Genomic DNA, 12,682 nt, shown 5'->3' with positions numbered 1-12,682 from the left:
ATCAAGTTGTTCCGTCGCCGACCCAAGCTGCCGCCCGCCGCCCGGCCACCCCTGGAACGCGACGAGCGGGTGCTGGCCTGGGCCGCTGTCGGCAACGGCGAAGGCGACGGGGTGGTCGTCGCCAGCAACCTCGGGCTGTGGCTGCCCGGCCGTGGCCACCGGATCGGCTGGCACGACATCGTCAAAGCGGTCTGGTCGGGCCGGGAACTGACCGTCACTCCCGGTGAGCAGGTCGCCGAGCGGGACGGCTATCTCGTCATCGCCGACCGCCCGGCGGAACGCTACCTGCTGCTCGACCCGGGCGAGCTGCCGCACCAGGTCCGCGCCCGGGTCACCAAGTCGGTGGCGTACACCCAGCATCACGCCCTGCCCGGCGGTTCCGGCCGGATCGTCGGTCGGCGGGTACCCGGCGTCGACGGTCTGACCTGGATGGTCCACTACGACATCGGCACGCCTGTGGACGACGAGGCCGTGATCGCCGAAACCGACCAACTGGTCGCAGCGGCCCGCGTCGCCACCACTCCCGAGGGCCTCTGACCCCCGCCCCCTCCTGCTCGCACCGTTCTTTCGCGCCGCGCCGCGCTTTTCTGTCGCACTGCGCCGCGCCGCTTTTGTTGCGCCGCGCGGTTCTGTCGCACCGCTGTTTGCGTCGCGCCGCTCTGCCGCGCTGCGTGGTTCTGTCGCGCCGCGTTTCGTAGCCCTAGCGCCCAACGTTTACAGCGTGGTGTTGCGCCTCGCGCGGCTTGTGGTGCAAACGTCGCGCCTCGTGGTGCCGCGCCTCGCGCCTGAGTTGTCGCATCGGGATTGCGTCGACTCGATCTGGGATCGAGTGGCTAAGCCGCGGAGGGAAACCACTCGATCTCAGATCGAGCGTGACCTTGAGCGGCGAAATGCCCATCCCCGACTGAGTCGCCGCAACCCGAGCAGATCTTGGTACGAAAACGCCGCCCCAGGGGCAGTTCCGCACCAAGATCTTGAGCGTTGGCCAGGGCGGGACGAGGTTGGAAGTGTTGGCCGGGGCGGAGCGGGGCGGGGCGGGGCGAGGTTGGGAGTGGTGGCCAGGACAGGCCGATCGGCACCAGCACCACCGTCATCGCAGAGGTTGGGAGTGTCGACCAGGGGCGGGCGAGGGGTGTGCGGGGCCCACGTCGCACGGATCTTTGCCATTTGGTGGCGGGAGTGCTTGGTGCTGGCCAGGCCGACCAGCATCACGTCAAGTCCGGCCCGTTGCACGGGTGCATCGATGGAACGACAAGTGTCCAAGATCTGGTAGAGAGATGGTGGTCGGGCGGCCACGGTAGGCGGGTGACTGTTCCTGACGAGCGGGCGGGAGTGCTGGAGCGGCTCGTGGCCGAGCAGGCCGGGGTGCTCACTGTCGCGCAGGCCCGTACGGTGCTCGGCGAGGGGGCCGTGCGAGGGCTGGTGCGTTCCGGGCGCTGGCGTTCGATCAGTCGAGGGTTGCTGCTGGCTGGTAGCGGGCGGCTGACCAGGGAACAGCAGTTGTGGGTGGCGGTTCTTGCGGCGGGGTCGGGTGCGGTCCTCGCGGGTGCCACGGCGGCCATCGAGGCCGGGGTACGCGGTCTGCGGATCGAACCCGTGCATGTGCTCGTGCCGTCGACCCGTCGACCGGGCCGTCGGAGCCTGCGGGGGATGCCGATCGACATGGCGGCCGTGGCGGTGCATCGGACGACGGTGTTGCCCGCCGAACACCTTGAAGTGGGCCGTCCACCTCGGACCATCGTCGCTCGGGCGCTTGTCGATGCGGCCGGGTGGGCGTCGTCTGCTCGGCAGGCGCAGGAGATCGTCGCGGGCGGGTGCCAGCAGGGGCGGGTGTCGCCCGAGGAGGTGGCGGCGGTGCTCGATGTGTTGCCTCGGGCGCCTCGGCGACAGATGATCCGCCAGAGCATCGACGGGATGGCCGGGGGTGCTCAGGCATACGGTCGGATGGAGTTCGTCAGGTGCTGCCGTCGGGCGGGGCTGCCGGAGCCCGATCTGTCGTCACGGCGCACCGACGGGTCCGGACGGGCCGGCTGGTGGGACGCGTACTGGCGGGCGTGGCGGGTGCACGTGGAAATCGACGGTACGCATCAAGGAGACGTGCGCGATTGGGTGGACGTCCGCCATCAGGTGGCGGACCTGGAGCGTCAGAACGATATCTCGACCACTGGCGATCGCGTCCTGCGATTTCCGGCCTGGCTGGTGCGGACCCACCCGGAGCAGGTCGCCGACACCGTACGACGTGCTCTGCTCGCCGGCGGCTGGCGGCCCGACGAGTGAATCCTGCGGCCGAACCACGATCGCAGACATTGTCGATCATCGCTGTGTGTATCCCTGTTCATCGTCGGGGAAAGCGAATTTCTCGGCGTCGATTCAGGTTCATTGAATGCGACGAAGGTCGTTCGGACCGGCTGTGGGGGAGGTGAACCGGCAGCGGCCGAGCGTCGGGGAGTCGTCGGATGCCGCGTGGTGACGCTCCGTGAGTGATCTTGCGGAGTGTGGCGGGTGTGAAGCCGGGAGCGCCGGCTTCCGTCGGGCCGTCGAGACGATCTCCATCGAAGCTCATCATGATCGCGAACTGTGCCCGGGAGGTGACTCTTCGGAGCCCTATTGACCTGCGGAAAGGCGATCGGTCGGCACCGGCGGTAGCTTTTGCTTGATCCAACAAAAGTTGGCACCGATTCTCTCTAAGGTCTGGACACCGCGCATCGAAGGCTCCTACTGTGTCGGGCACTACACGTCGGTATTTCATCGATGTGAACGAGCCCGGTGGAGAGGTGAGCCGTGCACACCGCCGACCCCCTGCACGTACGGTTGCTGCGGTTGCTCCGTGACGAGGGCGCGCTGTCGCGCGCCGAGCTCGCCGACCGGCTGGAGATGCCTCGCCCCCGGCTGCTCACCGAGCTGGAACGGTTGGTCAGCCTCGGGTTCGTCGCCGAGGCCGGCAAGGCCGCCTCCCGTGGTGGACGTCGCTCCACCCTTGTCGAACTCAGTCCACACCTGCGGTTCGCCGCCGTGGACCTCGGTGCCAGCTCCATCGACGTCGAGGTGGTCAACGGCCGCCTCGAACCGGTCGCCGCGTACGCGGAGTCGGCCGACATCCGGTCCGGGCCCAAGGCCATCCTTCAGCGGGTCAGCGAACTGCTGCACAAGGCCCGGGTGGACGGTGCCTACGACCGGCTCGACGCGGTCGGCATCGGGGTGCCCGGCCCGGTCAGCTTCCGCGACGGCGTGCCGGTGTCCCCACCGATCATGCCCGGCTGGGACCGCTTCCCCGTCCGGGAACTGCTCACCCGCGAGCACGGCTGCCCGGCCGTGGTCGACAACGACGTCAACATCATGGCGATCGGCGAGCGGCACGGCGGCGTCGCCCACTCCGTCGACGACTTCCTGTTCGTCAAGATCGGCACCGGCATCGGGTGCGGCATCTACCTCAGCGGCGATGTCTACCGGGGCACCGACGGTTGCGCCGGGGACATCGGCCACATCCAGGTCGACCCGCACGGGCCGATCTGTTCCTGCGGCAACGCCGGCTGCCTGGAGGCGCTGTTCAGCGGGGCCGCGCTGGCCAAGGACGCCACCGCCGCGGCGCGTACCGGTGCCTCGCCCGCGCTGGCCGAACGGCTGACCGCCAACGGCACGGTCACCGCCCTGGACGTCGCCGCCGGTGCGGTCGAGGGCGACGTGACCTGCATCCAGCTCATCCGCGAGGGCGGCCGGCGGGTGGGCAGCGTCCTCGCCGGGCTGGTCAGCTTCACCAACCCGTCGATGATCGTGATCGGTGGTGGTCTCGCCCAGCTCGGGCACGTGCTGCTCGCCGAGATCCGCAGCGTGGTCTACCGCCGCTCGCTGCCGCTGGCCACCGGCAACCTCCCGGTGGTGCTCTCCGAACTGGGCTCGCGCGCCGGCGTCGCCGGTGCCGCCGTGCTCGCCAGCGACCTGGCCTTCGGGGAGGCGACGTGAACCACCGCCAGACAACGGACCGAGGCCCGAAGTGGAGTGGAGAGCCGGCATGAGCGAAACCGGACGTCCCCTGGTCGAGGCACCCGCCGACGCCGTCGCCGGTGAGGTGGTGCTGCGGCTGTCCGAGGTGGTGAAGACCTTCCCCGGCGTACGCGCCCTGGACGGGGTGCAGTTGGAGGTCCGCGCGGGCGAGGTGCACTGCCTGCTCGGGCAGAACGGCGCCGGCAAGTCCACCCTGATCAAGGTGCTCGCCGGGGTGCACCGGCCCGACTCGGGGCTGGTCGAGTGGCGGGGCCAGCCGGTCAGCTTCGCCAACCCGCAGGCCGCCATGCGCGCCGGCATCGCCACCATCTACCAGGAACTCGACCTGGTCAACGACCTCTCGGTGGCCGAGAACGCCTTCCTCGGCCACGAGCCGCGCAGCCTGGGCTTCATCCGCCGGGGCCACATGGCCCGCCGTACCCGGCAGATCCTCGGCCGCCTCGGGCACGCCGAGATCCCGCCCGGACGGATGGTCAGGGCGTTGCCGGCGGCCGGCAAGCAGGTGGTCAGCATGGCCCGCGCGCTCTCCCACGAGGCCCGACTGATCATCATGGACGAGCCGAGCGCGGTGCTCGCCCACGACGAGGTCGAAAACCTGTTCCGGATCATCCGTGAGCTGACCGCCCAGGGCATCGCGGTCATCTACATCTCGCACCGGTTGGAGGAGATCCGCGAGATCGGCGACCGGGTCACCGTCCTCAAGGACGGCCGGACCACCGCGGCGAACCTGCCGGCCCGCGACACCCCGACCCGCGACCTGGTCTCCCGGATGACCGGCCGCACCATCGAGTACGTCTTCCCGGAGCGCTCCGCCGACACCACGGCCGGCGAGCAGCTGCTCGAAGTCGACGGGCTGACCCGATCCGGCGAGTTCGCCGACGTCTCGCTCACCGTCGCGGCCGGCGAGATCGTCGGCATCGCCGGCCTGGTCGGCTCCGGTCGCTCCGAGGTGCTGGAGACCATCTACGGTGCCCGTCGCGCCGAGTCGGGCACCGTCCGGATGGCCGGCAAGACGCTGCGGCCCGGCAGCGTCGGCGCGGCCGTACGGGCCGGTCTGGGCATGGCCCCGGAGGAGCGCAAGAGCCAGGCACTGCTGCTCGGCGAACCGATCTACCGCAACGTCACGCTGGCCACCTTCGCCCGCTACGCCCGGCTCGGCTTCACCGACATCGGCAAGGAACGGGCCGAGGCCGACCGGATCGCCGAGAGCCTGGAGATGCGGCCGCGCGACGTGAGTCGGCCGGTACGCACGCTCTCCGGCGGCAACCAGCAGAAGGTGGTGGTCGGGCGCTGGCTGCTCGGCGGCACCCGGCTGCTGCTGCTGGACGAACCCACCCGGGGCGTGGACGTGGGCGCCCGAGCCGAGCTGTACCAGGTGATCCGGGAACTCGCCGCGCAGGGCGTCGGGGTGCTGCTGGTCTCCAGCGAGGTGCCCGAGGTGCTCGGCCTGGCCGACCGGGTGCTGGTGATGCGGGAGGGGCGGGTCGTGCGTACCGCTCCCGCCGCCGAACTCGACGAATCCACCGTCCTCGACCTCGTGATGTCGGGGTCCCTGATGGAAGGCGCAGCGGCATGACCGATAGTCCGCCCACGACCTCGCTGCCGGCGCAGTCGCCGCCGGTAGACCCGGCCGAGACGGAGGTGGCTGGGCACAAGGCATCGGCCGGTACCGCTCGACTGTCCTGGTGGCACGGCGACGGCGGTGACGGGGCACGGCGCAACCTGGCCCTGATCGGGGTGCTGCTGATCCTGTTCGTGATCGGCGCGGCGACCCGCTCGGATCTCTACTCCAACCCGGACTGGGTCTGGGCGAACATGCTCAGCATCCTCAAGCTGGCCTCGGTGGTCGGGGTGGTCACCGTCGGGATGACCTTCGTCATCATCGGCGGCGGCATCGACCTCTCCGTCGGCGCGATCGTCGCGCTCGCCGGGGTCTGGTGCACCACGGTCGCCACGCAGAGCTTCGGCGCCGCCGGCATGATCTTCACCGCGATCGTCGTCGGGATGGCGGTCGGCCTGGTCAACGGCACCCTCATCGCGTACGGGCGACTGGTGCCGTTCATCGCCACGCTGGCCATGCTGGTGGCGGCCCGAGGGCTGGCCGCAGAGATCTCCGACAAGCAGACCCAGATCTCGCAGAACAGCACCATCAACGGCATCGCCAGCAACAGCCTGCTCGGCATCCCGCTACTGGTCTACATCCTGGCCGCGGTGGTCATCGCCGGCTGGGTGCTGCTCAACCGCACCACCTTCGGCCGGCGTACGGTCGCCGTCGGTGGCAACCCGGAGGCCGCCCGGCTGGCCGGCATCAACGTCAAGCTGCACACCCTGCTGCTCTACGTGCTGTCGGGGCTGTGCTGCGGCATCGCCGCCATCATGCTCACCGCCCAGGCCACCTCGGCGCAGGCGGCGATGGCGAACCTCTACGAGTTGGACGCGATCGCTGCCGTGATCATCGGCGGCACGCTGCTCAGCGGCGGGCGGGGCACCATCGTCGGCTCCCTGCTCGGTGTGATCATCTTCGCCACCATCACCAACCTCTTCGCCATCAACGGCCTCTCCACCGAGGCCCAGAACATGGTCAAGGGCGGCATCATCGTCGCCGCCGTCCTGATCCAGCAGGTCCAGTTCGGCAGCCTGTCCCAGTTCTTCCGTCGCAACAATCGGCTGACCACCAGCTGAACACCGATTCACCCAGATCACCGGCGCACATCGACGGTGGTCGGGTCTCGCACACCCAAATTTCCTCTCCACCACTGATAATCAGGAGGTCGTGATGACCCAGCACAGTCGCCGCCGGCTGCTCTTCGGCGGGGCGGCCGTCGGGGCCGGCGTACTGCTTGCCGGCTGCACCAGCAACGAACAGGGCACGCCGACCGAGGCGCAGACCAAGGCGGCCGAGGGCGGCGGCAACGCCGAGCCCGGCAAGCAGGTGACCATCGGCTTCTCCGCCCCGGCCGCCGACCACGGCTGGATCGCCGCGATCACCAACAACGCCAAGGCCCAGGCCGCTGCCTTCTCCGATGTGGAGTTCAAGACGGTCGAGGCCGGCGCGGACGCGGCGGCCCAGCGCGCGGCGCTGTCCACGCTGATCGCGCAGAGGCCCGACGTGATCGTGTTGCTGCCGCACGACGGCAAGGAACTCAACTCGTTCGGCCTGGAGGCGATGGCGGCCGGCATTCCGGTGGTCAACCTGGACCGGGCCTTCCCGGACGCCAAGGCGTACCGGTTGCAGATCAAGGGCGACAACTACGGCATGGGCGTGGCCGCCGCCACCTTCATCGTCGAGCAGCTCAAGGCCAAGGGCGTGAGCAACCCGGTGATCGCCGAGATCGCCGGCATCGACTCGCTGGAGCTGACCCAGGAGCGTACGAAGGGCTTCAACGACACGCTCGCCCAGCACGGCCTGAGGGTGAAGAACCGGCGGGCGGCGGAGTTCACCGTCGACACCGGGCAGCGTGAGGCGAGCCAGCTGCTCCAGGCAGAGCCGAAGATCGACGCGATCTGGAATCACGACGACGACCAGGGCATCGGTGTCCTGGCGGCGATCAGCCAGGCCAACCGCAACGAGTTCTTCATGGTCGGCGGCGCCGGTTCGAAGAAGGCGATGGAGGACATCCAGGCCGACAACACGGTGCTCAAGGCGACGGTGACCTACAGCCCGTCGATGGCCTCGTCGGCCATCTCGCTGGCCCGGCTGATCGGCCAGGAGCGGGGCATGTCCGACCTGGTGGAGCTCCAGGTGCCCAAGGAGATCATCCTCGCCTCCGAAACGATCACCAAGGAGAACGCGAGCAACTACCTCAAGCTCGGGTTCTGACACGACCGGGGGGAGACCCAACCTTGTCCACGAACGACAACGAACTGCGGGTCGGCATGGTCGGCTACGCGTTCATGGGTGCCGCGCACTCACAGGCGTGGCGCACCGTGAACCGGGTGTTCGACCTGCCGGCACGGGCCCGGATGGCGCTCATCTGCGGCCGGGACGCCGGGAAGGTGGCCGAGGCCGCCGACCGGCTCGGCTGGGACGAGCACACCACGGACTGGCGGGAGCTGGTGTCCCGACCAGACATCGACGTGGTGGACATCTGCACACCGGGTGACAGCCACGCCGAGATCGCGTTGGCCGCGTTGGCCGCCGGCAAGCACGTACTGTGCGAGAAGCCGCTGGCCAACACAGTCGCCGAGGCGCAGGAGATGGCCGCCGCGGCGGCCGTCGCCCGCGCCGGCGGGGCGCGGTCGATGTGCGGATTCAACTATCGGCGGGTGCCCGCGGTGGCGCTGATGCGCCAGCTGGTCGCCGAGGGGCGGCTCGGCGAGATCCGGCACGTGCGGGCCACCTACCTGCAGGACTGGATCGTGGACCCGCAGTTCCCGCTGGTCTGGCGGCTGCGTAAGGAGGTGTCCGGCTCCGGCGCGCTGGGCGACATCGGTGCGCACATCATCGACCTCACCCAGTACGTCACCGGTCAGCAGATCACCGGCGTGAGCGCGGTGACGGAGACGTTCGTCAAGGAACGGCCGCTGCCGAGCGAGTCCAGCGGGCTGGCCGCGCAGACCGACGGAGGCAGCGCCGCCACCGGACCGGTCACCGTCGACGACGCGGCGATCTTCGTCGCCCGGCTCAACGGTGGGGCGTTGGCCACGTACGAGGCGACCCGGTTCGCCACCGGACGTAAGAACGCTCTCCGGGTCGAGATCAACGGGTCGCTGGGCAGCGTCGCCTTCGACCTGGAGCGACTCAACGAGCTGGAGTACTACGACGCGACGCGACCCACCGCCGAGCAGGGCTTCAGCCGGATCCTGGTGACCGAGGGCGAGCACCCGTACCTGTCGGCCTGGTGGCCGCCGGGACACATCATCGGGTACGAGCACTCCTTCACCCACCAGATGCGCGACTTCATCGAGGCGGTGGCGACCGGGGTCGACCCGAGCCCGTCCTTCGCCGAGGCGTTGCAGGTGCAACTGGTGCTGGACGCGGTGGTCCGGTCGGCCGAACTGGGGTCCTCGTGGACCGCTGTGGAGCCGGCACTGGCGACGGCCACCGCCTGAGCCACCTTCGGTACCCGACCGGCGAGGGCCGGCCGCGGTTGCGCCCCGCGGCCGGAACGGGTCGGGTACCGGAGGACGTGCCCTCGGGCCGCCCGGCCCGCAGGGCACGAGCAATGCGGTTCCTCCGGTGCGGTCGGACCGGGATTCCCCGGCCGCACCGGAGGACCGCCGCCCGACCAACCGGCCCCAGGACCCACCCGGGGCTTGCACCAGGAGTTTTCAGGTCGTCGTCCGGCCGGTCGCGCTGCCATGCGGCCGGACCGGATGCGGGTAGGCAGAGGCGAGACGCCGACCGTCGCTGCCTGCCAGCCCCGTCCGTCCGTACCGCTCCGGGTTACCGGTCCGGTGGTGACGCCGCCGACGTCGGCGCCGGTCGGTGACTCGCATCGGAGCGGACGGCGGACGGGGCGCAACATCCCCAGGACGGTCCTAACGAACGGGAAGGAGCGCCATGCGTACGGGTGTCTGGCTGGTGGGAGCGCGCGGCTCGGTCGCGACCACCAGCATCGTCGGGGCGCTCGCGCTGCGCGCCGGGCTGACCAGGCCGACCGGGTGTGTCACCGAACTGCCCGCAGTGGGTGGTCCCGCCCTACCGACCTTCTCCGACCTGGTCTTCGGTGGGCACGACGTGGTCGCCACCCCACTGGCCAAGCGAGCCGAGACGCTCGCCGCCGCCGGGGTGCTGCCCGCTCGGCTGGTCGCCGCGCTGCCCGAGGAACTCGCCGCGGTCGACCAGGAACTGCGTCCCGCGCCGACCGACGGCAGCCAGGCCGACCGGGCCGCCGCGATCGTCCGCGACCTCACCGAGTTCCATGACCGACACGGGCTGGCCCGGGTCGTGGTGGTCAACGTCTCGGCCACCGAACCGGCCCCCGAGCCGCACCCCGCCCACGCCGACCCGGCCGCGCTCAGCGCCGCCCTCACCGGCCCCGACGAGGTGCTGCCACCCAGCTCGCTGTACGCGTACGCGGCGGTGACGGCGGGCTGCCCGTACGTCGACTTCACCCCGTCGACCGGGCTGCGGCTGCCGGCGCTGAACGCGCTGGCCTTGCAGCACCGGGTGCCGTACGCCGGGCACGACGGCAAGACCGGCGAGACGCTGCTCAAGTCCGTACTGGCTCCGATGTTCGCGATGCGCAACCTGCACGTGCGCTCCTGGTCCGGCACCAACCTGCTCGGCGGGGGAGACGGCGCCACCCTGGCCGACCCGGCCGCCAACGCCGCCAAGGTACGCAGCAAGCAGCGGGTGCTCGGCGAGACGCTCGGCTACCTGCCCCAGGGCGACACCCGCATCGACTACGTCGAGGAACTGGGCGACTTCAAGACCGCCTGGGACCTGATCACCTTCGCCGGCTTCCTCGGCACCGGCATGCGCCTGGAGTTCACCTGGCACGGCTGCGACTCGGCGCTGGCCGCCCCGCTCGTACTGGACCTGGCCCGGCTCACCGCCGCCGCGCACGCCGCCGGACATAGCGGGCCGCTGACCGAGTTGGCCTTCTTCTTCAAGGATCCGCTCGGGGAAGGCACCCACTCGCTGGCCGACCAGTGGACCCGGCTGTGCGAGTTCGCCCACCGGCTGCACACCGGAGGCACCGATGACCCGCGTGGCTGACCTCGTCGAGTTGGTCCGGGCCCCGGCCGCCCTCTCGGTGCCCGGTGACGTGGTCGCCGGCGCCGCTGCGGCCGGCGCGCTCGGTCCCCGTACGCCGGCTCTGGCAACCGCGTCGGTGCTGCTCTACTGGGCCGGCATGGCCGCCAACGACTGGGCCGACCGAAAGCTGGACGCCGTCGAACGCCCGGAGCGGCCCATCCCGAGCGGGCGGATCAGCCCTGGCGCGGCGGTCGGCCTCGCCGCCGGCCTCACCGCCGCGGGCGTCGGCCTCGCCGCCGCCGCCGGGGGCCGCCGCGCCGCCGCCGTCGCGGTGCCGCTGGCCGCCACCATCTGGGGGTACGACCTCCTGGCCAAGAACACCGCCGCCGGCCCGGCCGTGATGGCCGCCTGCCGTGGGCTGGACGTGCTGCTCGGTGCCGCCGGCGGCCGCCCGCTCCGGGCACTGCCCGCAGCGGTGACCGTGGCCGCACACACCTGGACCGTCACCGCCCTGTCCCGACGCGAGGTCGACGGCGCTGACAAGGGGCTTCCGCTGCGTACGCTCGCCGGCACCGCCCTGGTCGCGGCGAGCGCCGCGGTACCCCCCGGCCGCCGTGCGGTCGGCGCGGTGGCGGCGGCGCTGCCGGCCGTGCTCGCCGGGTGGTACGCCGCCCGCTACGGCGCCGCGCAGGCACGGGTGGTCAGCGAGCCCACCGCCGGCCGGGTCCGCGCGGCGGTCGGTGCCGGCATCACCGGTCTGCCCGCCCTGCAGGGCGCATTGACCGCGCGGGCCGGTGCCGGCCTGCTCGGGGTGGCCGTGGCGGCGGCGGCACCGCTGGGCCGACGGCTGGCCCGGAAGGTCTCCCCGACATGACCGCCGCCGAGGGCACGCCCGTCCCCGCGGTCGGCGGGCCTGGCGGCCTACGCTTCGGGTACGGCACCAACGGCTTCGCCAACCATCGTCTCGACGACGCGCTGGCGGTCATCGCCGACCTCGGTTACGTCGGTGTCGCGCTGACCCTGGACCACGACCATCTCGACCCGTTCGCGCCGGAACTGGCCCGGCGGGTCGACGCCGTCGCGCGTCGGCTGACCGAACTCGGCCTCGCCGTGGTGATCGAGACCGGTGCCCGGTACCTGCTCGACCCGTGGCGCAAGCACGCCCCGACGCTGCTGCACGACGACGCCGCGCTGCGGGTGGAGTTCCTGCGCCGGGCCGTGGCCATCGGCGCCGACCTCGGTGCCGAGGCGGTCTCCTTCTGGGCCGGGGTACGCCCCGAAGCGGTCGCACCGACCCTGGCCTGGGACCGCCTGGTGGCCGGCTGTGCCACAGTGGTCGAGGCGGCCGACCGGGCCGGCGTGACGCTCGGTTTCGAGCCCGAGCCGGGCATGCTGGTCGAGGACATCGCCGGCTGGCGACGGCTGCACGCTGCGCTCGACGCACCGGCCTGCCTGGGCATCACCCTCGACATCGGACACTGCCGCTGCCTGGAGTCGCTGTCCGTGCCCGACTGCGTCCGTGACGTCGGCCCGCACCTGGTCAACGTGCAGATCGACGACATGCGGCGCGGTACGCACGAACATCTGGAGTTCGGCGAGGGCGAGATCGACTTCCCGCCGGTGCTGGCCGCGCTGCGCGAGGTCGACTACCGAGGCCTGGTCGCAGTCGAACTACCCCGCCACTCGCACGCCGCACCGGCCGTAGCAGCCCGCTCGCTGGACTACCTCCACATCGCCTCCACCGCGCTCCCCACCCCCGCCACGCCGGTGGCCAGTACTTCTGAGCGTGCCGCCGCTGCGGACGGCATTCCTACCGAACCCCTTTGCTCTGCTTCAACGGACGCATCACTGGCGTCCGATATCCGGACAGCGACCGCTGCGTGGGTTGAAGCAGAGCAAAGGGGCCGTGGGGACGATTCGGGCCTGCGATGACGAGGCAGCGTGGCATGACGACGCCCGGCCGCCGGAACAACGGGGTGGCACCAGGCGGCAAGGCACCGAGGCACGGCAGGCAGCAACGTGGCACGGAGAGAGAGG

The 12,682-nt window shown here is 71.1% G+C and carries 10 protein-coding genes; all 10 read left to right on the top strand.

The annotated features are described in order from the left end of the window. Positions 1-537, top strand: a complete 537-nt coding sequence (locus tag JMF97_RS07360; RefSeq protein ID WP_203220920.1) for a hypothetical protein — start codon at positions 1-3, stop codon at positions 535-537. A gap of 768 nt (positions 538-1,305) precedes the next feature. Further along, the gene (locus JMF97_RS07355) at positions 1,306-2,277 is read left to right on the top strand and encodes a hypothetical protein (RefSeq protein ID WP_307816803.1); all 972 of its coding nucleotides are present in this window, start codon (positions 1,306-1,308) and stop codon (positions 2,275-2,277) included. 504 nt (positions 2,278-2,781) lie between these two features. Further along, complete coding sequence (locus JMF97_RS07350) at positions 2,782-3,960, top strand: ROK family protein (protein ID WP_102660518.1); 1,179 nt, start codon at positions 2,782-2,784, stop codon at positions 3,958-3,960. A gap of 49 nt (positions 3,961-4,009) precedes the next feature. Beyond that, positions 4,010-5,578 (top strand): sugar ABC transporter ATP-binding protein, encoded by a 1,569-nt coding sequence (locus JMF97_RS07345; RefSeq protein ID WP_203220796.1) that lies wholly within the window; start codon positions 4,010-4,012, stop codon positions 5,576-5,578. Then, positions 5,575-6,684 carry an ABC transporter permease gene (locus JMF97_RS07340; RefSeq protein ID WP_203220795.1) on the top strand — a complete coding sequence of 370 codons (1,110 nt, stop codon included), beginning with the start codon at positions 5,575-5,577 and terminating at the stop codon, positions 6,682-6,684. Before JMF97_RS07345 ends, JMF97_RS07340 begins: the two co-directional genes overlap by 4 nt. Before the next feature lie 94 nt (positions 6,685-6,778). Further along, positions 6,779-7,822 (top strand): substrate-binding domain-containing protein, encoded by a 1,044-nt coding sequence (locus JMF97_RS07335; protein ID WP_203220794.1) that lies wholly within the window; start codon positions 6,779-6,781, stop codon positions 7,820-7,822. Between the two features lie 56 nt (positions 7,823-7,878). After that, entirely contained in the window at positions 7,879-9,054 is a 1,176-nt protein-coding gene (locus JMF97_RS07330) for a Gfo/Idh/MocA family protein (RefSeq protein WP_412101348.1), read from the top strand. Positions 9,055-9,505: 451 nt separating this feature from the next. Then, positions 9,506-10,666 (top strand): inositol-3-phosphate synthase, encoded by a 1,161-nt coding sequence (locus JMF97_RS07325; RefSeq protein WP_203220792.1) that lies wholly within the window; start codon positions 9,506-9,508, stop codon positions 10,664-10,666. Further along, complete coding sequence (locus JMF97_RS07320) at positions 10,650-11,519, top strand: SCO3242 family prenyltransferase (protein WP_203220791.1); 870 nt, start codon at positions 10,650-10,652, stop codon at positions 11,517-11,519. The genes JMF97_RS07325 and JMF97_RS07320 overlap by 17 nt, the downstream gene beginning before the upstream one ends. Continuing rightward, positions 11,516-12,577, top strand: a complete 1,062-nt coding sequence (locus JMF97_RS07315; protein ID WP_203220790.1) for a sugar phosphate isomerase/epimerase family protein — start codon at positions 11,516-11,518, stop codon at positions 12,575-12,577. Before JMF97_RS07320 ends, JMF97_RS07315 begins: the two co-directional genes overlap by 4 nt. Positions 12,578-12,682: the final 105 nt, after the last annotated feature.

Origin of the sequence: Micromonospora fiedleri (assembly GCF_016774385.1) — a bacterium.
Lineage (GTDB): Bacteria > Actinomycetota > Actinomycetes > Mycobacteriales > Micromonosporaceae > Micromonospora > Micromonospora gifhornensis.
The sequence above is the reverse complement of the archived record's forward strand: the minus strand, read 5'-3'. Positions and strand labels throughout refer to the sequence as shown.

Excerpts from the sequence above, each read along its gene's own strand:
- JMF97_RS07345 (WP_203220796.1), top strand. The coding sequence starts at position 4,010 with ATGAGCGAAACCGGACGTCCCCTGGTCGAGGCACCCGCCGACGCCGTC.
- JMF97_RS07340 (WP_203220795.1), top strand. The coding sequence starts at position 5,575 with ATGACCGATAGTCCGCCCACGACCTCGCTGCCGGCGCAGTCGCCGCCG.
- JMF97_RS07335 (WP_203220794.1), top strand. The coding sequence starts at position 6,779 with ATGACCCAGCACAGTCGCCGCCGGCTGCTCTTCGGCGGGGCGGCCGTC.
- JMF97_RS07330 (WP_412101348.1), top strand. The coding sequence starts at position 7,879 with ATGGTCGGCTACGCGTTCATGGGTGCCGCGCACTCACAGGCGTGGCGC.
- JMF97_RS07325 (WP_203220792.1), top strand. The coding sequence starts at position 9,506 with ATGCGTACGGGTGTCTGGCTGGTGGGAGCGCGCGGCTCGGTCGCGACC.
- JMF97_RS07320 (WP_203220791.1), top strand. The coding sequence starts at position 10,650 with ATGACCCGCGTGGCTGACCTCGTCGAGTTGGTCCGGGCCCCGGCCGCC.
- JMF97_RS07315 (WP_203220790.1), top strand. The coding sequence starts at position 11,516 with ATGACCGCCGCCGAGGGCACGCCCGTCCCCGCGGTCGGCGGGCCTGGC.